This window comes from Streptomyces sp. NRRL S-31 (genome assembly GCF_000718775.1).
Lineage (GTDB): Bacteria > Actinomycetota > Actinomycetes > Streptomycetales > Streptomycetaceae > Streptomyces.
In genome coordinates, this window is record NZ_JOCB01000071.1 from 1 (window position 1) to 25,441 (window position 25,441).

At 73.0% G+C, this 25,441-nt stretch carries 15 protein-coding genes, 1 tRNA gene, 1 pseudogene and 1 riboswitch; of the genes and pseudogenes, 11 read left to right on the forward strand and 6 right to left on the reverse strand.

The features are described from left to right. On the forward strand, window positions 1–516 hold a 516-nt coding region (locus IF37_RS0125430), incomplete at its 5' end, for an NPCBM/NEW2 domain-containing protein (RefSeq protein WP_030746922.1). Between the two features lie 132 nt (window positions 517–648). Here the strand turns inward: IF37_RS0125430 and IF37_RS0125435 are convergent. Together IF37_RS0125435 and IF37_RS0125440 are read right to left on the reverse strand one after the other, a co-directional pair. After that, the gene (locus IF37_RS0125435) at window positions 649–3,999 is read right to left on the reverse strand and encodes a BTAD domain-containing putative transcriptional regulator (protein ID WP_030746925.1); all 3,351 of its coding nucleotides are present in this window, start codon (window positions 3,997–3,999) and stop codon (window positions 649–651) included. Window positions 4,000–4,400: 401 nt separating this feature from the next. Continuing rightward, window positions 4,401–6,476, reverse strand: a complete 2,076-nt coding sequence (locus IF37_RS0125440; RefSeq protein ID WP_030746928.1) for an asparagine synthase-related protein — start codon at window positions 6,474–6,476, stop codon at window positions 4,401–4,403. Between the two features lie 728 nt (window positions 6,477–7,204). On the opposite strand from IF37_RS0125440, the gene IF37_RS0125445 reads away from it, so the two are divergent. The 4 genes from IF37_RS0125445 (at window position 7,205) to IF37_RS0125460 (ending at window position 12,218) form a co-directional block, all read left to right on the forward strand. Continuing rightward, on the forward strand, window positions 7,205–8,629 hold the full coding sequence (locus tag IF37_RS0125445) for a hypothetical protein (protein ID WP_030746930.1): 1,425 nt from the start codon (window positions 7,205–7,207) through the stop codon (window positions 8,627–8,629). Window positions 8,630–8,783: 154 nt separating this feature from the next. Beyond that, a complete protein-coding gene (gene lhgO, locus IF37_RS0125450; RefSeq protein WP_030746933.1) occupies window positions 8,784–10,001 on the forward strand; it encodes an L-2-hydroxyglutarate oxidase in 1,218 nt (405 codons plus the stop codon). A 32-nt stretch (window positions 10,002–10,033) separates the two neighbouring features. After that, complete coding sequence (gene trmB, locus IF37_RS0125455; protein ID WP_030746936.1) at window positions 10,034–10,861, forward strand: tRNA (guanosine(46)-N7)-methyltransferase TrmB; 828 nt, start codon at window positions 10,034–10,036, stop codon at window positions 10,859–10,861. Between the two features lie 55 nt (window positions 10,862–10,916). Continuing rightward, window positions 10,917–12,218, forward strand: a complete 1,302-nt coding sequence (locus IF37_RS0125460) for a PrsW family intramembrane metalloprotease (protein ID WP_030746939.1) — start codon at window positions 10,917–10,919, stop codon at window positions 12,216–12,218. A 44-nt stretch (window positions 12,219–12,262) separates the two neighbouring features. Here the strand turns inward: IF37_RS0125460 and IF37_RS0125465 are convergent, their stop codons facing one another. After that, window positions 12,263–13,207, reverse strand: a complete 945-nt coding sequence (locus IF37_RS0125465) for an aldo/keto reductase (RefSeq protein ID WP_030746942.1) — start codon at window positions 13,205–13,207, stop codon at window positions 12,263–12,265. A 69-nt stretch (window positions 13,208–13,276) separates the two neighbouring features. Then, window positions 13,277–14,350: a M23 family metallopeptidase gene (locus tag IF37_RS0125470; protein ID WP_030746945.1), complete on the reverse strand. Its 1,074-nt coding sequence runs from the start codon at window positions 14,348–14,350 to the stop codon at window positions 13,277–13,279. Between the two features lie 7 nt (window positions 14,351–14,357). Beyond that, a riboswitch (cyclic di-AMP (ydaO/yuaA leader) is annotated at window positions 14,358–14,526 on the reverse strand. A gap of 321 nt (window positions 14,527–14,847) precedes the next feature. On the opposite strand from IF37_RS0125470, the gene IF37_RS0125475 reads away from it, so the two are divergent. Further along, window positions 14,848–14,921, forward strand: a tRNA-Met gene (locus IF37_RS0125475). A 60-nt stretch (window positions 14,922–14,981) separates the two neighbouring features. On the opposite strand, the gene IF37_RS0125480 is transcribed toward IF37_RS0125475, so the two are convergent. Beyond that, complete coding sequence (locus tag IF37_RS0125480) at window positions 14,982–16,115, reverse strand: dihydrofolate reductase family protein (RefSeq protein ID WP_030746948.1); 1,134 nt, start codon at window positions 16,113–16,115, stop codon at window positions 14,982–14,984. Between the two features lie 64 nt (window positions 16,116–16,179). Between IF37_RS0125480 and IF37_RS0125485 the strand changes: the two genes are divergently transcribed. From IF37_RS0125485 to IF37_RS0125510, 5 genes and pseudogenes are all read left to right on the forward strand, one after another. After that, window positions 16,180–16,695, forward strand: coding sequence for a MarR family winged helix-turn-helix transcriptional regulator (locus IF37_RS0125485; protein WP_030746951.1), 516 nt, complete (start codon window positions 16,180–16,182; stop codon window positions 16,693–16,695). A gap of 164 nt (window positions 16,696–16,859) precedes the next feature. Next, complete coding sequence (gene ribA, locus IF37_RS0125490) at window positions 16,860–17,552, forward strand: GTP cyclohydrolase II (protein WP_253915847.1); 693 nt, start codon at window positions 16,860–16,862, stop codon at window positions 17,550–17,552. 37 nt (window positions 17,553–17,589) lie between these two features. Beyond that, a pseudogene (locus IF37_RS42465) lies at window positions 17,590–17,753 on the forward strand (TetR/AcrR family transcriptional regulator); the annotation flags it as partial. Window positions 17,754–18,197: 444 nt separating this feature from the next. Further along, window positions 18,198–22,373, forward strand: a complete 4,176-nt coding sequence (locus IF37_RS0125505; protein WP_158727381.1) for a CHAT domain-containing protein — start codon at window positions 18,198–18,200, stop codon at window positions 22,371–22,373. Next, window positions 22,370–23,068, forward strand: a complete 699-nt coding sequence (locus IF37_RS0125510; protein ID WP_030746965.1) for a hypothetical protein — start codon at window positions 22,370–22,372, stop codon at window positions 23,066–23,068. Before IF37_RS0125505 ends, IF37_RS0125510 begins: the two co-directional genes overlap by 4 nt. Before the next feature lie 286 nt (window positions 23,069–23,354). On the opposite strand, the gene IF37_RS0125515 is transcribed toward IF37_RS0125510, so the two are convergent. Further along, window positions 23,355–25,019, reverse strand: a complete 1,665-nt coding sequence (locus tag IF37_RS0125515) for a hypothetical protein (RefSeq protein WP_158727382.1) — start codon at window positions 25,017–25,019, stop codon at window positions 23,355–23,357. Window positions 25,020–25,441 lie beyond the last annotated feature (422 nt).

A 25,441-nucleotide genomic window follows, 5' to 3' on the forward strand; every position in this document is an offset into this window, starting at 1 on the left:
CCCCCGCCCCCGCCCACCTCGGCGCCGAAGCCCGGTCCGACCCCGACCCCGACCCCGCGGCCCACCCCGCCGCCGGCGTCCACCGTCTACGAGCTGAGCGAGCTGCGCTTCGACGCCGTCGGCGACGGCACCGAGCCGGAGATCAGGCTGGGCGCCGGCAGCTGGGTGTGGCAGCGGTACGGCCTGTCGATCGGCGGCAAGCGGTACGCGCGCGGGGTCACCGTGCGCGACGAGTCCTCCGTGACCATCGCCCTCAACCGGGAGTGCACCGCGTTCGACGCGCTGGCCGGCGTGGACGACATGGCCCTCGGCCTCGGCAAGGTCTCCTTCTCCGTCTGGGCCGACGGGGTCCGGCTGTGGCGGTCCGGCACGGTCGCGGGCGGTGACCGGGCCGTCCCCGTCCATGTCGACCTCGCCGGGCGGAGCACCGTACGGCTCGTGGTGCGACCGCGCGGCGACGCCCTCGACCGGGCGGCGCCGGCGGACTGGGCGGAGTCCCGGTTCACCTGCCGGTAGCCCCGCCACACCGACCGCACGCCTCGCCGCACCGACCGGTGGCCCCGCCGCCGCTGCCGGTGCCGCTCTCCGTCGGCCGGGTCTCACCGATCAGGTCTCACCGATCAGGTCTCACTGGTCGGGTCTCACCGGTCAGGTGTCCCCCGGGGGTTCCCGCCCGGTCCCGACGTCCACCGCCGTGGCGTCCAGTTCCCGCAGGACCTCCGGCACGCCGAGACCGGCGCCCCGGGCGGACTCGGCGGCGTAGCGGGCGGCCGGGAGGGCCGCGCGGGCGTCGGCGCGCACCCGGGTGGCCTCGGTGTGCTCCGGCTCGGGCCGCGGGCGGCCGTCGCGCCAGTGGTCCGCGGCGGCGAACAGCCGGACCGCGCCCGGCAGATCGCCGAGCCGGGCCAGCAGACCGGCCGCCACGTCCACCAGGCCGGCCGTGATCGACTCCGCGCACCGGTCCTCCACGGCCTGGCGCAGCGCGTCGGCCACGACGGGCAGCCCGTGCGCGGGGCCCGACTCCTCGGCCACGAGCAGCGCCTCGATCGTCCGCCGCACGGCGCGGAACTGCGGCGGCGGGGTGCCGTCCCCCAGCAGCGCGGAGGTCGCCTCGTGCAGTTCACGGGCGCGGGCCGGCTGCCCGTCCAGGAGGGCGATGTGGGCGCTGAGCAGCGAGACGAAGGCCCGTGCCTCCGGGACGGCGTACCGGTCGGCGGCCGTCCCGGCCTCGTCCAGCAACACCCGCGCGGTGGCCCGGTCGCCGGAGCGGTGGGAGATCTCGGCGAGCCGCGCGACGAGGAACGGTGACTCGTGGTAGGCACCCACCTCGTAGGCGAGGCGCAGCGCCTCCTCGTACTCGGCGCGGGCCTCGTCGAACCGGCCCCGGGCCATGGCCGTCTCGCCGGCCGCGCTGCACACCTGCGCCCACATCCAGCGGTCGCCGACGCGCCGGCTGAGGACCCGCAGCTCGGCCAGGTCCTCGTCCACGCCCTCCAGGTTGCCCGGGGAGTCGACGGTCACGTGGGCGCGGTACATCAGCGCCACCGCGATCTCCCACTCCCCTCCGTATCTGCGGCAGTTGGCGACGGAGTCCGCCATGTGCGGGCGGATGTCCACCGGACCGCCCAGGTAGTAGGTGGTCAGCGGCCAGACGATGCCCGGGAACCGGGCCGCCCGGGGGCCGCCGTGCACATATGCCTCCCGTACGTGGGCGAGGTACTCCGGGGCCCGTTCATCGGTCGAGAGGTCGGGCACCCCCGACTCCGAGACCAGGAACAGGTGGAGCATGCGCAGGTCCATCCGCAGCTCGGCCAGCGGATGCCGGGCCTGGCCCCCGGGGTCGGCGAGGAAGGCGCCCACCGGGTCGGCGGACTCGGCCAGGGCCGGCAGGTCGTCGGGCGACGCGCCGGCGGGCAGGGCGTCCAGGGCGACGCCCAGGCCGAGCACCAGCCGCACCCAGTCCAGCGCCTCCTGCCGGTGGCTGCGCAGCCACCAGAACCAGCCGATGGTCAGGACGACGGCGCCCGCCTCCGCCTCGTCGCCCGCGCGGACCGCGCGGTCCAGGGCCGCGCGGATGTTGTCCAGCTCGGTCTCCAGGCGGGAGAACCAGGGCAGCTGGGCCGCAGACCGCAGCTGGGGCCCGGCCTCCTCCACCAGCGACCGCACCCACGCGCTGTGGCGTCGCTCGGCCGCGGCGCGCAGGGCGGGGACCTCGGCCGCGCGCTCGGCGGCGTACTCGTGGATGGTCTCCAGCATGCGGTAGCGCATGCCGGTGCCGGTGCCGTCCGGGTCGTGCGGGGCGGCGACCACGAGGGACTTGTCGACCAGCGCGCCGACGAGGTCCGCCGCGGGGCCGGTGCACACGGTCTCGGCCGCCGCGAGGTGCCAGCCGCCGGCGAACACCGACACCTCGCGCAGCACCGTCCGCTCCCGCTCGTCCAGCAGGTCCCACGACCAGTCGACGACCGCGCGCAGGGTCTGCTGGCGGGGCAGGACCGTGCGGCTGCCGGAGGTGAGCAGGCGGAAGCGGTCGTCGAGGCGGTCGGCTATCTGCCGCGGGGTCAGCAGCCTGAGCCGGGCGGCGGCCAGCTCGATGGCGAGCGGCAGCCCGTCCAGGCGGCGGCAGATCTCCGTCACCGCCGCGGTGTCGGCGAGCAGCGCGTCGGCGTCGGGGCGGACGGCCCCGGCGCGCTCGGCGAAGAGGCGGTGCGCCTGCTCCGGGACGAGGGGCTCGACCGGGCGCACCGACTCCCCGGGGACGCCCAGGGGTTCACGGCTGGTCGCGAGGATCGTGAGCCCGGGGCAGCGGGTGAGGAGGGTTTCGGCGAGGGCGGCCGCCGCACCGATGACGTGCTCGCAGTTGTCGAGGACCAGGAGTTGGCTGCGCGCGGCGCAGTACTCGATGAGCAGGGCCGTGGGGTCGGCCTGCGGGACCGCCAGCTCGTTGGTCAGGAGCACGGTCTCGCGCAGACCGAGCGCGCTGACCACCGCGCCGGGGACCGCCTCCGGCCGGTCGAGCGGGGCCAGCTCGACCAGCCAGGCCGAGGGGAGCGCCGCGGCGGCCTCCTCGGCGAGGCGGGTCTTCCCGGAGCCGCCCGGTCCGGTGAGCGTGACCAGACGGGCCCTCCGCAAGTCCGAACGGATGGCCTCCAGCTCCGGTTCCCGCCCGACGAAGGACGTCAGGCGGGGGCGCAGATTGCCGGTGCGTTCGGCGTGCCGGGCGGTGTGCGGGGGCGCCGCGGGGTGCGCCGGGGGCGCGGGGGTGCCGGGGTCCTGCTGGGCCAGCAACGCCGCGTGCAGGGCGCGCAGTTCCGGTCCGGGGTCGGTGCCGAGGGTGTCGGCGAGGGTGCGGCGGGCCGACTCGTAGGCGGCGAGGGCGTCGGCCGGGCGGCCCGTGTCGCGCAAGGCGCGGATGAGCAGCACGTGCAGCGGCTCGTCGTACGGGTGGGCCGCGGCGAGCTCCCGCAGCTCCGGTACGGCCTCCTGGGCGCGGCCGAGGTCGAGGGCGGCGGCGGCGCGGGCGCGGGCCGCCTCCAGGCGCAGGGCCTCGGGGCGGGTGGCGGCGGTGCGGTCGGGGAGGTCGGGGAGGGCCGGGCCGGACCAGAGGGACAGGGCCTCGGTGAGGACGCGGTGCGCGGTGGCGGGGTCGCCGGTGGCGAGGGCGGCGGTGCCGGTGCGGGTGAGCCGTTCGAAGACGTGGAGGTCGACGTCCTCCTCGGCGGCCTCGAGGCGGTAGCCGCCCGGGGTGGAGGTGACGGCGTGTCTGCCGAGGGTGCGGCGGAGACGGCCGACGAGCGCCTGGAGGGCGGCGGGCGCGTCCCGGGGCGGGTCGTCCGCCCAGATCTCGTCGATGAGGGTGTCGGGGGTGGCGGTGCGGCCGGGGCGCAGGGCCAGGGCGGCGAGGAGGGTGCGCAGGCGCTGGCCGCCGATGGGTACGGGGGTGCCCTGGTCGTCCGCTGCTTGGGTTACGCCCAGGATTCTGTACCGCACCCGGCCCATTGTGGCGGGGCGCGGGGAACGGGGCACGGGGGTTTCGGCACGGCCGCCGGCGGGCGCGGGGAACGGTACGGCGCGGGGTGCGCCCGGCGGTCGCGCGGAAGCAGGCCCCCGGAGGGGTCGCGCGGAGCGGCCACCGGAACTTCCGCTCACCCGCACCGACGCCCATCAGCACCGACCGGGCACACGCGGGACCGAGTCCCCGGGGGCGCGGCGGACCGCGCGACCGGCCACCACGGACCCCCGTCCGAACGGCGGCGCCCCCCTACGCCCCGCACCCGAACGACGCCCCGGACCCACTGCGAACCCCACCCGGCGAACCGCACCCGACAAACCGCACCCGACAAACCGCACCCGAGCGACGATCGGCCAGACCGCGCCCCGCACCCGGACAGCGCCCCCGCTCACACCCCCGGTGTCAGCGCGCTCCTCCTCGGCTGGATGCCCGACGGGACGGCGCGGGAGCGGGACGGGGTGCCCGTCCAGCAGGTGCCGCGGCGGGCCAGGAGGCGCCGCAGCCAGAGTTCGAGGGAGACGAGGTCGGCCAGGCCGTCCAGGGGCAGGGGCTCCCCCGCCGCGGCGCCGCGCAGCGCCTTGCGGACGACGCGGGCCTCCACCAGTCCGGCGTCGGCGAGCAGGGGCGTGGCGAAGAGGTCGAGGAGGGGGTCGGCCGCCGCGCGCAGGCCCGCGCGCGTGGCCGCCGCCGTCGAGGCGTGCGAGGGTGCGCCCCAGCCGGGCGGGAGGCCGGTGACGCCGGCGCCCTCCAGGACCGTACGGAGGATGGCGGCGCGGGCGCCGGGCTGGACGCGCAGCGCCTCGGGCAGTGCGCGGCAGGCGCGGACGACCTGGTTGTCGAGGAACGGCGCGTGCAGGCGCTGGGAGCGGATCTCCGCGGCCTGTTCCAGGACGCGGAGGTCGGCGGCGTGCCGGGCGAGTGCCGCACGCGCGCGATAGTCGCCGGGGCGCTGTACGCCGGTGCCGGAACGGTCGGCCTCCGCCTGGAGCAGAACCGATACTTCAGCCAGGGCCTCACCTGTCAGCCACCGCGCGGCGGGGCCGGGTCTCGCCCAGGTCAGCGCGGCGAGGGACGCGCCGACCGCCCCCTTGGGCTCCTCGAAGCGGCGCCGCATCAGCCGCTCGGCCAGCACCTCCAGGCCCGTCCGGTAGGGGGCGCGGGCCAGGCGCCGGGCCGCGCCGTACACGCGCGCGGGCACCAGTGCGGAGCCGTCGGCGCGGGTCAATGCGGCGACCGGCCGGACCAGGTGGCGCCGCTTGCGGTCCAGCAGCAGGTCGGCGAGGCGGGCGGGGTGGGCGTCCAGGACCTGGCGGGCGCCGTGGCCGGTGAAGTGGTCGGCGCTGCCGGCGGCGAGCCGCGCCCGGTGCCGGGCCGCCTGCACCAGGGAGGGGCCGGGCTCGTCGGTCAGCGGGCCGTCGAGGTCGGCGTACGGCAGGGTCGCCTCGCCGCCGGTGACCACGACGTGGTGCAGGCGGGGGCCCGCGGCCAGGGCCCCGGCGCGTTCCAGTTCGGCCTCGCGGCCGGCCACGGTCAGGTCGTTGAAGGTGACGGCGAGGAGGCGCTCGCCCGCGCCCGTGCCATGGCCGAGGAGCGTGCCGGGTCTGCCGGGCAGCCCGGCGGCAAGCAGGGCGAGGGTCCCGGAGGCCGGGCCGCCGGACAGGTCGGCGCCGATGCCGGGGACCGGCATCCCGCGCGCGGCCCGCCGCTCGGCCGGTCCCATGCCGGGCACCGGTCCGGGGTCCAGGTCGGGCACGTGCCGGGGGGCCGACAGCCGGGTGCGGACCGCCTCCACCAGGGCGTCCCGTACGGCGTCCACGGCGCGGTCGGGATCGGCCGGGGGCGCGGCCACGGCGAGGGAGGCGACCGGCTCGTACCCGGTGACCTCGCGCGCCCCGGCGCGCAGCACCAGCGCGTGTCCCGGCGGAATGCGCCGCACGCCCTCGTACGGGGTGCCGTCGCGCAGCGCGGCCGGCACGTCCGGGGCGGCGAGCAGGGCGGCGAGGTGGGTGAAGTCGAGGTTGGCCTCGACCAGGTCGGCGAGGGGCAGCGCGGCGGTGGCGTAGGCGGTGCCGCCGGCCCAGGGGGTGTGGAAGACCGGCCGGGCGCCCGCGAGGTCGCCGCAGACGGTGATGCGGCGGCCGACCTGGACGACGACCGTGTAGCTGCCGGACCAGGCGGTCAGGTGGCGCAGCGCGCCCCCGCGCGCGGTGACCAGGCCGCGCCGCAGTTCCTCGTCGCCGGCGCCGCAGATGCCGAGGACGGCGATCCGGTGTCCGGCGTCGCCGTGCACCACGCGCACCTCGTCCGGGCGCCAGTCGCCGACGGCCCACAGCGGGTCCGGGTCGCCCCACAGGAGCTGGGAGCCGACCGGGTGCAGCGTCTCGCCGTCGTACCCGAGGGCGCCCGCGGAGCCGGTCCCGGCGGCGCCCGCGGCGGTGCCGCTCCACCCCACCAACCACCGCATCGACGCCTCCACAGGCTGTGGACCACCAGTGCACCGCACGAACCGGACCCCATGCTGCCATGAAGGGCACGTCGCGGAGGTGCGGTGGCGCCGCCTTCGATCGAGGGAAACCCAGGGAAAACGGCGCTCCGGTCCCGGGGAGTCGGCGGGTGGCCGGCGCGCGCCGAGCGGACGCGGCGGGGGTGGCACCCGACAGGTGCGGCACGAACGCGCCCCCGTCGCGCTCCCCGAAGACGCCCTTCACGCCCCCGAGTTGCATGGTCGCGATGGCAATTCATCAGACCACAGGGGGTCAATTTTCGGCCAAATCCTGGGCGGGGCAGCGGACATGAGCACGCTCCGTACAGGCCCGCGGAGCGGCGGACGGCACACGTACGGTCCGGGAGGCGGGTGACGCCTCCCGGACCGGTCCGCCACCCGCGGGGATGAAGGCGGCGGTGTCCCCCAGCCCACTGGATCCAGTACAGCGGGCCGACCCACGCAGGAGCCATGGAACCGCTCCCCGGGATGGCCGGAGAAGAGCGCACGGACAGGCGCACGGCCACACGGACGGGGGCACGCGGCGACACCCCGTGCACGGTGCGTACAGGCCCGCGCTTCCGCACGGACCACAATCCCGCCATCCGGAACAATGCCCCTTAACGCTTGGGATGCGGCGAACTACGCTGGGTTTACGAATGCCGCGTGGTTATGCCAGCGCGGCAGCCGTCTGTGTCGAGGGGTGGCGCATGTCCAGGGAGCAACGCGGGCCGAACGAAAAGCTCGGCGCCGTTCTCGCCCTCGCGGGAATCAGCAACGCCGGCCTCGCCCGGCGTGTCAACGACCTCGGCGCCCAGCGCGGGCTGACGCTGCGCTACGACAAGACGTCGGTGGCACGCTGGGTGTCGAAGGGCATGGTGCCGCAGGGTGCGGCACCGCATCTGATCGCCGCCGCCATCGGGCAGAAGCTCGGCCGTCCGGTGCCGCTGCACGAGATCGGCCTGGCGGACGCCGACCCCGCGCCCGAAGTGGGCCTCGCCTTCCCCCGGGACGTGGGCCAGGCGGTGAAGTCGGCGACCGAGCTGTACCGCCTCGACCTCGCCGGCCGCCGGGCCGGTTCCGGCGGCATCTGGCAGTCACTGGCCGGATCGTTCGCGGTGAGCGCATACGCAACGCCCGCCTCACGCTGGCTGATAACCCCCGCCGACAGCTCGGTCGCGCGGGAGGCGGGCTCCGTGGAGGGGACCGGCGCACCGATCAAAGTCGGCCACAGCGATGTGCGGAAGCTGCGGGAGGCCGCCGAGGACGCCCGGCGGTGGGACTCCAAGTACGGCGGCGGGGACTGGCGTTCCTCGATGGTGCCGGAGTGCCTGCGGGTGGAGGCGGCACCGCTGCTGCTGGGCGCCTACTCCGACGAGGTCGGCCGCGCCCTGTTCGGCGCCTCCGCGGAACTGACCCGGCTGGCCGGCTGGATGGCCTTCGACACCGGGCAGCAGGAGGCCGCGCAGCGGTACTACATCCAGGCACTGCGGCTCGCGCGCGCGGCGGCGGACGTCCCGCTGGGCGGCTATGTGCTGGCCTCCATGTCGTTGCAGGCGACGTACCGGGGGTTCGGGGACGAGGGCGTCGACCTCGCGCAGGCCGCGCTGGAGCGGAACCGGGGGCTGGCGACCGCCCGCACCATGAGCTTCTTCCGGCTGGTCGAGGCGCGGGCCCACGCGCGCGCGGGGGACGCGCAGGCGGCGGGCGCGGCGCTGAAGGCGGCCGAGGGATGGCTGGAGCGCTCCCGGGAGGGGGACAACGACCCCTCCTGGCTCGGCTTCTACGGCTACGACCGGTTCGCCGCCGACGCGGCCGAGTGCTACCGGGACCTGAAGGCGCCGCGGCAGGTCCGGCGCTTCACCGAGCAGGCGCTGTCGAAGCCGACGGAGGAGTTCGTGCGGTCGCACGGGCTGCGGCTGGTCGTCTCCGCCGTCGCCGAGCTGGAGTCCGGGAACCTGGACGCGGCGTGCGAGCAGGGCGTGCGGGCCGTGGAGGTGGCCGGGCGGATCTCCTCGGCGCGGACGACGGAGTACGTCAAGGACCTCCTGCACCGGCTGGAGCCGTACGGGGACGAGCCGCGGGTGGTGGAGCTGCGGGAGCGGGCACGGCCGCTGCTGATGACCCCGGCGTAGGGCCGGTCGCCCGCCCGGGCGCCGGGCCGGTCCGGGCGCGGAGGACGGCGAGGAGGGGCGGCCGGGCGCGCGGCGCCCCGCGTCCCCGGGCGTTACCGCCCCGTCCGGCGTTTGAAGCCGCTGTCAGTGGCGCAGTGCACTATCGATGGCGGAGGTGGTGCAGGTGTGGGCCGGGGCGTACGACTGCGACGTGCTGGTGATCGGCGGGGGGATCGTCGGGCTGTCGACGGCGTATGCGATCACCCGGGCCGCGCCGGGTACGCGCGTGACGGTGCTGGAGAAGGAGCCCGGGCCCGCCCGGCACCAGACGGGCCGCAACAGCGGGGTGATCCACAGCGGGATCTACTACCGCCCGGGCTCGCTCAAGGCGCGGTACGCGGTGCGGGGCGCCGCCGAGATGGTGAAGTTCTGCGCCGAGTACGGCATCGCGCACGCCGTCACCGGCAAGCTGATCGTCGCCACCGAGCGGGACGAGCTGCCGCGGCTGCACGCACTCGTGCAGCGCGGGCGGGAGAACGGCATCCCGGTGCGGGAGCTGGGGCCCGCGCAGATCGCCGAGTTCGAGCCCGAGGTGCGGGGCCTCGCCGCCATACACGTCGGCACCACCGGCGTCTGCGACTTCACGGCCGTCGCCCGGGAGCTGGCCCGGGCGTCCGGGGCGGAGATCCGGTACGGCGCGCGGGTCGTGCGGGTGGACCGGCGGGCGGACCGGGGCGTGGCCGTGCTCACCGCGGCCGGCGAGGTGGTCCGCGGGCGGGTGCTGGTGAACTGCGCCGGACTGCACTGCGACGAGGTGGCCCGGCTGACCGGGGACGAGCCCGGGGTGCGGATCGTGCCGTTCCGCGGGGAGTACTACGAGCTGGCGCGGCCCGAGCTGGTGCGGGGGCTGGTGTATCCGGTGCCGGACCCGGCGTTCCCGTTCCTCGGGGTGCATCTGACCCGGGGCGTCGACGGGGGCGTGCACATCGGTCCGAACGCGGTGCCGGCGCTGGCCCGCGAGGGGTACGGCTGGGGCGTCGTACGGCCCCGGGAGCTGGCCGGGACGCTGGCCTGGCCGGGTTCCTGGGCGATCGCCCGGCGGCACTGGCGGTACGGGGCGGGTGAGCTGCGCCGCTCGGTGTCGAAGGGGGCGTTCCTGAAGGCCGTGCGCGGACTGCTGCCCGGGGTGGACGCCGGGGACCTGGTGCCGGCCCCGGCCGGGGTGCGGGCGCAGGCCGTGCTGCGGGACGGCACGCTGGTGGACGACTTCCTGATCCGGCAGGGCGCCCGGGCGGTGCACGTGCTGAACGCGCCCTCGCCCGCGGCCACCGCCTCGCTGCCGGTCGGCCGGGAGATCGGACACCGGGCGCTGGACCTGCTGGGGGCGGGGTAGTGCCCGTCCCGACCCGTAAAATCGGTCGTACTGTGTCTGATTCCGTGAACGCCCCCGACGCCCCGCCCACGACGCCCCACGACCCCGGTGTCTCCGTCCGGCACACCCGGGCCAAGGGTGAGCCGCGCTTCCCGGACGGGCCCAGGGCGGACCCCGCCGGTTCGCACTTCGAGCGGCGCATCCGCAGCTTCCAGCCGCGCCGGAGCCGGGTGACGGCCGGACAGGCCGACGCGCTCCGGCGGCTGTGGCCCGCGTGGGGGCTGGACATCGACGGACAGCGGGTGCTCGACCTCGCCGAGCTGTTCGGGAACGACCGTCCCGTGGTCCTGGAGATCGGGTTCGGGATGGGCGAGGCCACCGCGCAGATGGCCGCGGGCGACCCGGACACCAACGTGCTCGCCGTCGACGTGCACACCCCCGGCCAGGGCAACCTGCTGGCGCTCGCCGACCGCAACGGCCTGTCCAACGTCCGGGTGGCCAACGGCGACGCGATCATCCTGCTCCGCGAGATGCTCCGCCCGGACGCGCTGGACGGGCTGCGCGTCTACTTCCCCGACCCCTGGCCCAAGAAGCGGCACCACAAGCGCCGGCTCATCCAGCCCGAGTTCCTCACGCTCGCCGCGAGCCGGCTGCGGCCCGGCGCGATCCTGCACTGCGCGACGGACTGGGAGCCGTACGCGGAGCAGATGCTGGAGGTGCTCACCGCGCACCCCGCCTTCGAGAACACCCGGGCGGACGGCGGTTTCGCGCCGCGTCCGGAGTTCCGGCCGCTGACCCGTTTCGAGGGTCAGGGACTGGACAAGGGTCATGTGGTGAACGACCTGCTGTTCCGGCGCCTGCCGCACTCCCGGGACCGATGATCCGGGACCGGCGATCCGATCAGCCCCTCGCCCCGTCACCGTTAGGGTCGATGCCGTGGCCACCAGTCCTCCGTCTCCTCCGTACCTCCGGCGCACCGGTGGTACGCACCGCCACCCGCACTGGTGGCAGCGAAGGTGGGTGCGGTACGCGGCGCTGAGCACGCTGCTGGCGCTGTCCGGGCTGGTGATCCTGGCGCTGGTGCGACGGCAGACCGGCACCGAGGGGTTCCTCGTCGGGCTCGGGCTGGCCGTGCTGCCGGTGCCCTGGCTGACGGCCGCCTTCCGGTGGCTGGACCGGGTGGAGCCGGGCCCCTGGCGGAACCTGGTCTTCGCCTTCGCCTGGGGGGCCTGTGCGGCGGCGCTGATCGCCATCGTGGCCAACAGCTTCGCGACCAGGTGGATCGCCACCTCGACCGCCGACCCGGCGAGCGCCGACACCCTGGGCGCCACGGTGATAGCGCCGGTCGTCGAGGAGTCCGCCAAGGCCGCCGCCGTGCTGCTGGTCTTCCTCTTCCGCAGACGCGACTTCACCGGGATCGTGGACGGGGTGGTGATAGCGGGGGTCACCGCCACCGGGTTCGCCTTCACCGAGAACATCCTCTACCTCGGTACGGCCTTCGGGACCGACCAGCTCACCGGCGACCGCGGGATCGCCTCCGTCACCGCGGCCACCTTCTTCGTGCGCATCGTGCTGTCCCCGTTCGCGCACCCCCTGTTCACCGTCCTCACCGGCATCGGCTTCGGCGTCGCCGCGCTGTCGGCGGAGCGGCAGCACCTGCGGCGCGTCCTGCTGCCGCTCGGCGGACTGCTGCTCGCGATGGGCATGCACGCCCTCTGGAACGGCTCCGCCACCTTCGGCCGGTACGGCTTCTTCGCCGTCTACGGCGCGTTCATGGTGCCCGCGTTCGGGCTGGTGACCTGGCTGGCGGTCTGGACCCGGCAGCGCGAGCTGCGGATCGTGCGGACGGAGCTGCCGGCGTACGTGCTGGCCGGCTGGCTGGGTCCGGCCGAGCCGTTGGCGCTCGGGTCGATGCGGGCGCGGCGGATGGCCCGGGACCACGCCCGGCACCACCACGGGCGCCCGGCGGCGCGGGAGGTGGCCCGGTACGAGGCGTACGCCACCTCGCTGGCGTTCCTGCGGCGGCGGGGCCGCGCGGGCAAGGCCGGGGCGGACTTCGTCGTACGGGAGCGGGAACTGCTGGACGAGCTGTGGAAGCGGCGGGGCGTGGCCCGGCCCGCGCTGGAGTACGCGAGCAGGGCCTTCCTTCCGGCACCGGTGTACTGGGCGGCGCCGTACGGGTATCCGCCGGCGGTGCCGCGGCCCGTGCAGCCCGTGTACAACCCGTACCGGTCGTAGTGCACCCCGTGTACAACCCGTACCGGTCGTAGCCCCGGGACGGCTTACGCGGAGGCCACCGTCAGCTTCGCCACCTCGTCCTCCGTCAGCTTCAGCTCCGCCACGCCGAGCAGCGCCGGGAGCTGCTCCACCGTGCGGGCCGAGGCGATCGGGGCGGTGACCGTCGGCTGGGCCGCCAGCCAGGCCAGGGCGACCGTGGCGACCGGGGCGCCGTGGGCGTCGGCCACCTCGTCCAGGGCGGTGAGCACCTTCCGGCCGCGCTCGGAGTCCGCGTACTGCGCGACCCGGCCGGCGCGGGCGCTGTCGACGGCCTTGCCCGGCCGGTACTTGCCGGTGAGGAAGCCCGACGCGAGCGCGAAGTACGGGACGGCCGACAGGCCCTCGCTCGCGACGAGGTCCTGGAGCGGGCCCTCGTAGGTGTCGCGGGAGACCAGGTTGTAGTGCGGCTGGACGGCGACGTAGCGGGCGAGGCCCTCGCGGGCGGAGAAGTCGAGGGATTCCCGCAGCCGCTCGGCGCTGATGTTGGAGGCGGCTATGTGCCGTACCTTGCCGGCCCTCACCAGCTCGTCGAGCGCGCCGATGATCTCCTCGACCGGCACTTCGGGCTGGTCGAAGTGGGTGTAGTAGAGGTCGATGTAGTCGGTGTCCAGGCGGCGCAGGGAGGCGTCGGCGGCGGCCTTGATGTTGGCGGCGGACAGCCCCTGGTACTCGGGGTGCTGGCTGACCTTGGTGGCGATGACCACGTCGGAGCGGTTGCCGCGCGCCTTGACCCACTTGCCGATGATCGTCTCGGATTCGCCGCCCTTGTTGCCCTCGACCCAGGCGGAGTACGCGTCGGCGGTGTCGACGAAGTTGCCGCCGGCCGCGGTGTAGGCGTCGAGGACGGCGAAGGATGTCTGCTCGTCGGCGGTCCAGCCGAAGACGTTGCCGCCGAGGGAGAGCGGGAAGACCTCGAGATCGGAAGCGCCGAGTTTACGAAGTGACGTCATACGAAATGGCAACGCCGGCGGCGGGTGATCGCATCCCGTCGCCGGCGCCAAGTTCGGGCAAAGGGCGGATCAGGGGGTGAGGCCCTTGTCGCGCAGCCAGGCCATCGGGTCGATGCCGGTGGGCTGGCCGCCGGGGTGGACCTCCAGGTGCAGGTGCGGACCGGTGACGTTGCCGGTGGCGCCGACGCGGCCGATGACCTCGCCGGTGCCGACCTTCTGGCCGGCCGTGACGCTGATCGAGGACTGGTGGCAGAACCACAGCTCGGTGCCGTCGTCCAGGGTCAGGACGGTGCGGTAGCCGTAGGAGCCGGCCCAGCCCGCCTGGGTGATCGTGCCGCTGTGCACGGCCTTGATCAGGGTGCCGGTGGGGGCGGCGAAGTCGAGACCGGTGTGGTGGCCGGAGGACCACATCGAGCCGGCCTGGCCGAAGGTCGAGGTGATCGTGTACGAGGAGGTGGGCAGCGCGTACTGCTTGGCCAGCTCGGCCAGCCGCTTGGCCTCCGCCGCCTTCGCCGCCTCGGCCTCCGCCTTCTCCTTGGCGGCGGCGGCCTCGGCCTCGGCCTTCTCCTTGGCGGCGGCGGCCTTGGCGGCGGCCTCCTTCTCGGCCTGGGCGGCGGCCGCGGCGGCCTGCTTCTGCGAGGCGGCGAGCGCGGCGGCGGTGGCCTTGCTGTCGGCCTGGCCCTGCTGCTGCTCGGCCTGCGCCATGATCCGGCTGCGCAGGACCTCGCCCGCGTCGGCGCCGTCCTCGCCCTCGGCGGAGCCGGCCGCGACGGTGCTGAGGGCGGCGGCCGCGGTGGGCTCGGGAGCCTGGGCGTCGGCGGAGCCGCCCTCGAAGAGGGAGCCGACGGAGGGCAGGTCGGGCAGGGAGATGGAGACCGGCGGCTTGCCGGTGTTGGCGCTGGCCATGCCGCCCGCGCCGACCGCGGCGATGACGCCGACGCCGAGGACGGTGGAGCTGCGCGCGAGCCCGCCCCGCTGCTTGGCGACACGGTGCCGGCCCCGGACCGGGGCGACGGACTCCTCGGTGGGGTTCCACTCCTCCCAGGGGCCCTCCTCCGCACGGGGGGCGACGTAGCCGAAGGTTTCGGTCTCGCGCTGGGCGGGTATGAAGGTCGCTTCGGGGACAGGGGGGTTCGACGCCACGCGGGCGTGCTCCTTTCCTTCCTCCGCCTACCGGGTTAGCTGACGGGTTCGGAGCAGGAAGGTCTCCTACGCGCGTATACCGGTCGTGGACTCCGCGAGTTCACGACGACATCCGCGTGATTCACCCCAGGGTGGTGGTTCCCCGGCTCCCTTGCGGGATTCGGCGCGTGCGCACGGAGCCGCCTTCGGTGACGGCTGGGACGACCGCGCTGCGTTATCGAACGTTAATAGACCCGCCAGTGACTTTCCAAGCCGTCCGACTTGATCATTAACGTTCCCGGCGGCGGAGTTATCGCCCACTACACCGCCAAACCGGGCGAGTTGACCGGGGCACCGGGAATGTTCAGCAGTCACCCAAGGTTTTGATGGTGACTCAGTTGTTATGCGCACGGCGCCCACACGATCACCGTGCGTGACGACCACCGTCGTGACGGGCGGGGCTCCCGAAACCGGTGTGCGAGCACCCCCGAACATGACGTATGCTGGTCTCACAACGACGCGGGGTGGAGCAGCTCGGTAGCTCGCTGGGCTCATAACCCAGAGGTCGCAGGTTCAAATCCTGTCCCCGCTACTGAAGACTCAGGGCCCGGAATCCATCGGATTCCGGGCCCTGAGTGCGTATGGGGGAGGCTCACCCCAGCAGGTGGGCGTTGGGCTCCCGGGCGAGGGCCGCCAGCTCCGGAAGGACCACGACCCGCGCTCCCGCGGCGGCCAGCACGCCCGCCCCGTCGGCCGCGCTGACGAACGTGTCGGGCTCGCGCCAGGCGGTCACCACCCGGCGCACCCCGGCCCGCAGGATCAGCTCGGCGCAGGGGGCGGGGCGGGAGGCGCGGCGGGCGCACGGCTCCAGGCTGCTGTAGACCGTGGCACCGGCCAGCAGCGGGTCGGCGGGGTCCGTCTTGGCGAGCGCCGCCTCCTCCGCGTGCACCACGGGGTCGCCGCCCTCGCGTGAGTGGCCGCGGGCCAGTTCCGTACCGTCGGCGGCGACCACGACCGCCCCGACGCTGAACGCCGTCTTCGAGGGCGGACACAGGGCGGCGAGTTCGCAGGCGGTGCGCAGCCAGCTGCGGTCGGCGGCGGTGGCGGCCGGGCCGGTGCCGGGGGCCGTGGGCGCGTAGCGGGTGAGGACGACGTCCCCGACCCGGCGGGTGTCGAGCAGCCGCAGGCGTCCGCCCTGGTAGGCACCCGGTCCGAACAGGCGCGGGGCCGCCGGGTCGCCGACGAACAGCGGGGCGAGGGCCAGCTGGAGCTCGTCGGCGAGGCCCTGCTGGAGGAGCTGGGTGTGGACCGTGCCGCCGCCCTCGACCATCAGGCGCCGGACACCGCGCTCGTCGTGCAGGTGCTCCAGCAGGGCCCGCCAGTCGAGGGCCGGGCCGAGCGCGACCACGTCGGCCGTGCCGCCGAGCGCGCGGGCGGCCCGCACGGCCCCCTGGTCCGTCGTGCAGACCAGCCTGTCGCCGCCGGTGTGCCAGAAGCGGGCCGCCGGGTCGAGGTCGCCGGAACCGGTGACGGTGACCTTCAGCGGGTACTCCGGCAGGCCCGCCGCGACCCGGGCCGCGCGCCGCTCGGCCGAGTTGACCAGCAGGCGCGGGTTGTCGGCGCGGATCGTGCCGGCGCCGACGAGGATGGCGTCGACGGAGGCCCGCACCTCGTCGACCCGGTCGAAGTCGGCCGGGCCGGACAGCAGGAGCCGTTCGGGACCGGTGTCGTCCAGGTAGCCGTCGAGGGAGACTGCGGCGGACAGCAGCACGTACGGCAGGGGCATCGGCGCCCTCTCTTCCGGAGGCGGACGGCTTGGTTCAAGTTTGAAACAAACCTACACTGGCGGCATGACGACCCGCTGGCTCACGCCCGAGGAGCAGCGCGCCTGGCGCGCCTACATCGCCGCCTCCCGCCTTCTGGAGGACGCGATCGACCGGCAGCTCCAGCAGGAGGGCGGCATGCCGCACCTGTTCTACTCGGTGCTGGCCAACCTCTCCGACGCCCCCGACCGGCGGCTGCGCATGACCGACCTGGCCGAGACGCTGAAGATCACCCGCAGCCGGCTGACGTACGCGGTGACCCGGCTGGAACGGGACGGCCTGCTGCGCCGGGAGGACTGCCGCCAGGACCGGCGCGGCTCGGTCGCGGTGCTGACGGACGAGGGGACGGCCGTACTGGAGCGTACGGCACCCGGCCACGTCGAGACGGTCCGCACGCTGCTGTTCGACCGGCTCACCCCGGAGCAGGTGGGGCAGCTGGAGGAGATCTGCGCGGGGGTCGCGCGGGGCCTCCAGGGCGAGGACGGCACCCCGGGGACGGGTGACGTGCCGTGGCGGCGGCGCTCGCCCTGCCCCTCGTCATGATTCAACTTTCAAGCATGAGATAGGGTCCCAGGACACCACTGCTTCAAATCTGAATCACTCCGGCACTCATCCGAAGCCACTCCGTCCGAAACACTCAACCGAGCACTCGTCCCAAGCACTCAACCGAAGCACCCTGAAGCGACACCCGCCCCGAAGGGACCCGCATGCCCGACATCCCCGCCGCCACCCCGCGCGCCCGCGTCCGGGTACCGCTGCGCTTCGCCGACGGCTACGGCGCCGACGCGGACCTCGTCACCTTCCACGGCCTGGCCGACGGCCGGGAGCACGTCGCCGTCGTGCTGGGCGATCCCGGTCCCGTCCCGCTGGTGCGGCTGCACTCCGAGTGCCTGACCGGGGACGTCTTCGGCTCGGCCCGCTGCGACTGCGGCCCGCAGCTGCGCGAGGCGGTCGAACTCATCGCCGGCCGCGGCGGGATCCTGCTCTACCTCCGCCAGGAGGGCCGGGGCATCGGCCTGTACAACAAGCTCGACGCGTACGCCCTCCAGGACGAGGGGCTCGACACCTACGAGGCGAACGCCGCCCTCGGCCTCCCGGAGGACGCCCGCGACTACACGGCCGCGGCCCAGATGCTCGCCGCCCTCGGCGTCACCGAGCTGGACCTGCTCTCCAACAACCCCGACAAGGCCGGGCAGTTGCGCGCACTGGGCATCGCCGTACGGGACCGGGTGCCCACCGGCGTCTTCACCACCGCGCACAACGTCCGCTACCTGCGCGCCAAGGTCCTCCAGACCCGGCACACCCTGCCGCTGGCGGAACTCCCGGAACCGGCGGCGCCCACCGGCCACCACCACACCGGACCTGTCACCACTGCACCCGTAGCACTCTCCCCGAAGTAAGTCCCGGACCTCACCCCACTTCCCGGAGACTCGGCCCGTGGCGCGACGGAACGACCAGCGGCGCGCGGCACTCGTCGACGCCGCGATCGGGGTGCCGGGCCGGGAGGGCGCGCGAGGGCTGACGTTCCGGGCGGTGGACGCCGAGGCCGCCGCGTGCCCACCGGTACGGCCTCCAACTACTTCACCAGCCGCGCCGACCTGGCCGCCAACGTCGCCCACCACGAGTCGGCGGGCCTCCCCGGGGACGCGACGGCCGTCGAACTCCTCTGCCGAACGCCGCGGCGCCCGGTCCGACCGAAGCCGTACCGGGCGCCGCACCGCAGGTCACCGGGGTCTCCCGGCGCCCGCGAACCGTAGGCCCTGTGGGACTCGAACCCACAACCAATGGATTAAAAGTCCTGGCCAAAGCTTGCTGGGTGGTTCCGGACGGTTCTTCGGTGTCCGGAACCACCTGGTCAGGACTGATGTGACTCGTGACCTGGTGCTTCTCCGTGATGGCCTGTGCGGTTCCATCCGCTCACGCATCGCTCACGCAGAAGGACGTGCTGACCAGTACGTTCGCCAGGTCCCGCACCCTCACTGTTCTGAACCGCTCCGGGATCGATAGAGGCTCTATCCGTTGACTCCAGCCGTCGGTTGGGGCTGGTGCTGAAGACGCGCCCTCTGCCCTTGAGGTCTTCGAGAAGGGTGAGATGCCCAACCGGGGCCTCTTACCAGTACTGGCTGGCCTACTCTGGGCGCTCAGGAGGTTACGGGGTGAGGGATGCGCTACTCAGAGAACTGGCCGGCAGAGTCAGGGACTTCGGTAACGGCGCGGCTCCGGATGTCGTACTCGACGAGGCGGGCGTCAAGGCCGCTGCAGAACTGATGGCGGTCGCGGGCGAAGCCCTGGATGAGCGAGGGGCGGTGGACACCGACGTCCTGCACACGGTCGCCGCGTACCACTGGGCACGGTCTCTCGCCCACGATGACGTTGCGCTGTCGACCGCCGACCACAAGAGGGCGATGCATGCCTTCGGCCTGCTGTATTTGGTCGATCACCGGCGTGTGCCTCGCGCGTTGTGGTCCGAGCTCACCGAGGAGACCGGTCACGACCCGTGGCAGGACCCTGTGGATCACGCAAGCGACCTGGTACTGGATGCAGAGGAAGGCGGCGATCCGTCCGCACTCGACGAGGCGATAGCCCTGCTCCACGGCTCCCCTGCCGACCTTTACCGCGACACCACCCTGGGCCTCGCCCTCCGCCACCGGGCGGCGGTCGCCGCCCGCCCGCTCTCCGACCGGCTGGCCGATGCGGACTCCGCTGTCGAACTGCTGTCCAATGTTGCCGCACTTCCCGAGGAGTCGCCTACCCGGCGGGCCCGACGTCGCGTGAGCCTCGCGGGCGCCCACATCCAGCGATTCGGGCTCTCCGCCGACCACGCCGACCTCACGGCGGCGGAGTCCACCGCGCGTACGGCGTTTACCGACGCCGCGGAAGACCCCACCGGGCAGGCGGACGCGGCAGCAAGCATCGGCGTGTCCCTCGGCCGTTGCGCCGAGGAGAAACCCCTTCCGGAAGCCATCACCCTGCTGCGGGAAGCCGTCTCCTGGTTCCGCGTGGCGGTCGATCTCGAGACGGCCTCGGGACGGGAGTCGGACCACCGCTCGAACCTCCGCAAGGCGATGCAGCTCCTCCTCGACCGTACGGTTGTGGGCCCTGAGGAGGAGCGGGAAGGTGAGGTGGCAAGAGCCGGCCTGCCGCTCGCGTCAGACGGTGCGCGCCAAGCCCGGGCCCTCGCCGAGCTGGGCTCGAAGATCGCCGCGCGGATCATTCCGGAGGATGAAGCGCTCCGTCGTGCCGTGGACCCGGCCTTCGCACTCTCGCGGGAGGCCGTCGACGCGGTGGTGGCCGGTGCCATGGGCCTCGTCGGCTCCGGTGCGCCTCAGGACGCGGTGCCCGCGCTCACCCTCGCTCTGGAGGCCGCCTCCGCACGGTGGGGAACGGTGCCCGAGAGCCCTTGGTGGAGGGCTGCCGACGCCTATGTCGAGGCCGCGCGTCTGAGCCTGGTCGGACGTCCCGACGGGATGCTGTTCCGCCGCGCCCACGACGCCGTGCGGACCCAGATCGAAGTACTGCGCGAACGCGACGAGACCGACGAGCTCGCCGAGACCCTCTTCGCCGCCGGACTGCTGCACCTCAGCCCGTATTCCGGCGAAATGCCGGGGATAGCCTTCGATAGCGCGCTCAACATCTGGCGGGACCGGCAGGACCGTTATCGGTCCCTCCACCCGGACGACCCCGCCCACGCCGCGGGACCGGACATGCCGTCCCCCGCGGAAGCGGCGGCGGCCGCGGTCGAGTACCTCCGGGACGCCGCGGATCTGTCGTCGGGGCATGCGCTCGGGCGAGTCCTCAAGTCCCTGGCCGAGGGGTTGTCCTTCCTCGCCGGGATGCGGAAGGAGTCGTACGACCAGGAGATCCTGCTAACCGCCCGGAAGGCGTTCGACGTCCTGGACCCGCGGCGCGATCCACTGGGCCGTCTGTACACACTCCGCATCCTGCACCTGTTCGGCGAAGTGTCCCTCCCGGACGGACTGCCCGGCCTGCTCCCCGTCCCCCTCTCGGCCGTCCGGGCGCGACAGGGCGAGCACGAAGCCTCATGTGTCTTCGCCGAGGCACTCACCCTCGCCGACGAGGCCCACCGGCGCGACCTACAGGCCCAACTGCTCGACGCGGCCGACCGTGAACTGCCGGATCTCTCGCTGGACTCCCACCGCCAACTGCGCTGGGCGCGCGAGGTGCACTGCCTCGCCGACGACCGGCTGGCCTGTTTCCCGGAGTCGGCGCCGGTGGACGTAGTCGCCGCCGAGGTACGATCCCGCGCAGAAGCCGAGGGGTGGTCCGCCGCCGAACTCGCGGCGACATTCATTCATCTCGCGGCCCATGCCGACCCGGCTGAGACAGATAACGCCGCCCGCGATCTCATCGAAGAAGCACGACGGTTGGAGCCGGAGCTCTTCCTGCGGCACGCCGACGCGCTGCATTATCTCGACGCCGTACTCGCTCACGACCTGGGCGTGCGTGCCGAGAGGGAACAGCAACCGGAGGCCGCCGCCCGTGATTTCGCATCCGCCGCCTTCCAGTTCGGCCTGTGCGGTCAGATCGATCTCGCCCTCGCCTCCCTCGATGCCGGGCTGGAGTGTGCCCACGCCTGCGACGGAAGGTCAGCCGACCGAGCGGCCCACGCGCTGGTCCCGGCGTCCGTGTTCCTACGTCACGGGACGGACGAGACGGTGGACTGGAAACTGCGGGACCTCTACCAATCGCTGACCTTCAAACTGACCGACACCACGGTCAACTTCTCCGTGATGTCCGCAGTGCACCAAGCCGCGAAAGGCATGGACTTCACCATCGCCGCGGGGCACCCGGGCCCGCTGGAGTTCACGACCGCTCTGGACCGGATCCTCGACCGCGCACAACTCGGCGAGGCGGCGCTGCCCGGCCCGCTCCCCGACTTCGAACTGCCCGGCGGGACCGAGACAGCCATGCTGTTCTACCTGGGTTCCGGCGAGGCTGAACCGGACAGCGATGCCGAGGCCGAAGTGCGCAACCTGCAGCGTGCCGCCGATCGCAGAATCAGCCGGGAACTGCGCACGTCCCGGCAGCCCGCGCACCTCCCACTACTGCACGTCGACGAAATCCAAGCCCTGCTGCCCGATGAGACGGTGCTGCTCTCGCTCTTCCTCAGCCAGGTGCGCCACCAGAGCTCGGCCAACCCCGTCATGGCCCTGCAAGGGCTGGCGATGACCCGCGAGGGGCTCTCCTGCCGCACGACGGTGTTCCCGGACATCGAGGGCGGGCTGTACCGGGTGTTCAGGGCCGGCCACACCCTCAACGTGTCGCACGCAGCCCCACAGATCGCGGAACTGCGCCGTGAGATAACCGCCGACCCCCTGCATCGCCAAGTGACCCGCACCGCGCAGCGGGTCCTCGCCCACGACTCCCGCACCTACCTGGCCGGGTTCACCGATGCGCTGCCCTCCTGGCTCACCGAGGGCAAGACCCATCTGTGCGTCTGGCCGAACGGCCCGCTCCACTATCTCCCCTTCCACCTGCTCTCCGCCGACGGCCGCCCGGTGGCCGACGACTGGACCGTCACCCAGGTGCCCAGCCTGTCCTTCCTCAGCCGCCCGGCCCGTCCCACCCCGCCCTCACCACGTGAGGCGTTGGCCGCCTTCGCGTTCGACAGCGGCGGCACGGACTCCCTGGAGGCGAACACCGCACGGATCGCCGCCTCGATGGGCGTCGGCGACCCGGTGGTCGGGGCGGCCGCCACGCGCCGTCGTTTCCTCGAAGCGCTGCCCGGAGCCCGCTACGTCCATGTGGCGGCCCACGGGTCGCACAACGAGTGGGCACCCTGGCACCAGTGCCTGTATTTGGCACCGGATCCGGAGAACGGTGACGACGGCCGAGTCTTCGCCCACGACATCCTCAGAACCGACCTGCGCGGCGTCGAACTCGTCACCATGAGCGCCTGCGAGTCGGCCCTCGGTCGCTTCGACATCAACGACAACCTGCACGGCCTGCCCGCCGCCTTCCTCTCGGCTGGTGCCGCCGCCATCGTCGGCTGCCTCTGGCCGGTCGCCCCCGACGTGGCTACCGGATTCTTCGGCACGCTCTACGAACAGCTCGCCGCCGCTCCGGACCGGCGCACCGCCTTCCGTACCGCCCAGTCCGCGGCCCGCGCCCGCCACCCCGCCTACCGGGACTGGGGCGCCTTCTGCTTCATCGGGGACTGGCGCACGACCACCGATTCCCCCAATGGAGCCACCGCATGACCGCCCTCGACCAGCCGACCAAATCGGCAGCACCGACCTACGACATCGACCTTGTGCCGACGCTCCTCCTGCGGACGCCCACCCCCCTGCTCCCTCTGACAGGGCGGATCTCGATGGGCACCCCCCTCGTGCGTCCCCTCACCGCCGCGCAGGCCGCCGAGGGCGACGGGGACTGGCAGGATTTCCTGGAATCGCAGGCCGGTCAGTACGACTACCTTCTCCTCAGCCTGGTCTGTTCGTTCCGCCCTTCTCCCGGCGGTGCTCCCTTCGTGGATGCGGGCATTGGTATCCGGCTTGAGGCTCCCGACGAGCCAGCCGATCGGCAGCCGATCGCGTGGTCCATCTCGCCGAAGAGGCGAGCCCTCCCCGTGACGCCCTCCACCCAGCTGAAGTTGACCGCCAAGCTCATGCTCGTCGAAGCCGGTGTGGAGTACACGCCGGAACAGGGCGGTCGTGAGGAGTTGTTCGTGGTCGGCATGGGCGAACGCGACAGCGACCCGGAGTGGCGGTTCAGCGCCACCACCGGCACGCCCCTGGTCGGCGACGAGTCGCTCGCCCTTATCGTCCGGGTCCCCGCCGATGTGCCGGCGCTGGCCCACATCACGATGGCCGCAACCGTCAAGCAGCGCCGTCTCGGCCTGATCCCGTACCGGGCCGAACTTCCTCCTACCCTACGGACCATCGACTTCCGGTGATCGCAACGAAGGGGGTCAGCATTGTCGGGCGCGACGGCGTGACGTCCGGCCGAGCAGTTGCAGGCCGGCCGCCCTCGACGCCGTGCATCAGGCCCTCAACACGGACGGGGCGAGAGCGGACACGACCCCCAGCACTCGCCGCGGCCGTCGCCGAGCGCGAAACGCAGCTCACTGCCCCCCACGCATCCCCACACGTCGAACCGGAGATCGAACGAGCAGCGCACGGCTTACGCGAAGAAGGCGCCTGGGGCGAAGCATCGGCATGATGCGCCGCCCCAGGCATGGGTCAGTCGGACTCTCGCCCGAGTGACAGGACCATCTCAGGAAGCTCCCGCAGGTCAATCGAGATCTGCGTCAGCTGCACAACGAGCTCAGCCGCACGAGTTTCCGGCAGCGGCCGACCGATGCCCGCTGCACGTGCGTGAGCGCGTACCTCATCCAGGAATTCGGGTACTAGTTTGACCCCTTCCTGCAGACCGTCGATCGTCGCACCGATCTCACGAAGGAGCCGCGCCACAGCGGCAGTGTCGGTCTCCGGCGGCGGAGCCGTGGCGCCCGGGTCAGCTTTGACCACGATGCGACCCCGGACAGCCGCGGCCTTCGGGAAGACCTCGTTGAACCAATCACGGCTCGCCTCTCCCTCAACGGTGTCACCGTCCGAGTCGATTCGGCGAGGCAGGTCGCGCCCCTCGTCCATCGTCGCCGCGATCTCTCGTAGCAGGCCCAGGGCACGAGTGCGGTCAGCCCGCATCGCCTTCAGGGCGTTAGCGGTTCCCCGCCGAATTCGCAGCGCAACCTCCTCGCCATCCTCGTCCTCGCTTGCAGCAGCGTGGACTCGCTGCGCACCCATGGATCCACGGTCCGCTTCGACGATGTCGAACGCTGCCAGCCAATTGGGCGCCCGGTACAGGAGCAGTTCGTCGAAGGCCACCACATCAGTCTCGGCTTCATCCAGGAGTTGCGTCAGCGTGCGCTCAGAGAGCGTGATCCCTTCTCTGGCCGTCTTGACGTCGAGTACGTCTGCGACGCGTGGGTTCCACGGAGTTGAGAAGCTGACCGAGGTGAGAGCGGACCACGCGCGCAGTCGCTGATTCACGTGATCGCGGCTCAGCTGTGAGGGCGGGGGCTCGCTGAGTGCGGCTCGAATAGCCCTGCGTCGAGCCGTCTCCTTCTCCGTCGGGAAGAACTCCGTGAGCAGCCGCATCGACCGAAGGTCTCGCTGTACAGAGATGGGCGCATCCGCGGGCATCCCGGGGAGTTCGCTGAGAGGCAGGTCCCCCGTCAGGACATCCGCGGTGACTGGGTCGAGGATGCCCTCGTTGGCGTACGCGCCGATAATCGTGCGCCCCAGCGCCCGCGCCCGGTCATTGGGCTTGAACTGCAGGGGCGGATGTACGTGATCACGGCGGTTGCTGGTCTGCACAATCTGGTACAGCCGCTTCGGTGTCGGACTGCCGATCACGAGGTCGGCATCCACCACGGCCACCATGCGGGCACGGTAAGCACGAGCGCTCACGTCGTCGTCAGCGGCAGCCCGGCGATATTCCTCATTGAACCGTTCGGAGATCTTCTTGGACCAGAACGACGGATTGACCGACACGTCGCGTCCGCCCATGCCGAGCTTCTCCATCGGAACGCCCGTCAGCACCTCCGCTGACGTCAGCCCGAAGAGGCTCTGCTTCGCCATAGTCCGGTTGTTGCCACGTACCGCAGCCCATCCCCAGAAGTCCTGCCTAGCCTCCTCGGACTCGCTCGCCTCCGCCAGCTCGGTGATGACAGCCTGCTGAGCCACGTAGAGACACGGCTCGATCTGCCCGTTGAGCGCCAGGTCCTCTTGCAGATCGTAGGGACGGTCCCCGTCACGCGTACCGAGTTCATTGGCGGCGCGCTCCACCACAGCAATGAGGTCAGCTCGACTGACGACCTCAGTGCGCAGGGCAGCGAACGACATCTCCTCCCCCTGGGCCGAGTGAACGGTCCAAGACCTGAGAGGCGGGAGGGCACGGGAAGGCCCGCTGATGGGGTTGGCAGGGGACTGCCAGGCAGTGCTCTGGCGCTCGTTCCGTTCCCAGACCATGCCGGCGTACCCAACCAACGGAATGGTCATTACGACCATGTTCCCGGCGTTGGTAGAGATCGAACGCACTCGTTCGGGGCGCAGGCGGGCCGGGGTGTCGTGTGATGCGCGGGTGATGAGGTCCTTCGGGCGGTTGACGAACGGAGCGATAGCTTCCACTGCTGGCCGAGGCACATTGACCCCAGGCGTTGCAAGAACCGCGTCAGTGAACTTCTCCTGCCACTCCTGGGTCGGCGGTGGAGGGAAAGGGGCTTCGTTGGCCGGTGCCATCAAGGCAGTGAACCTTCCGGAATCGG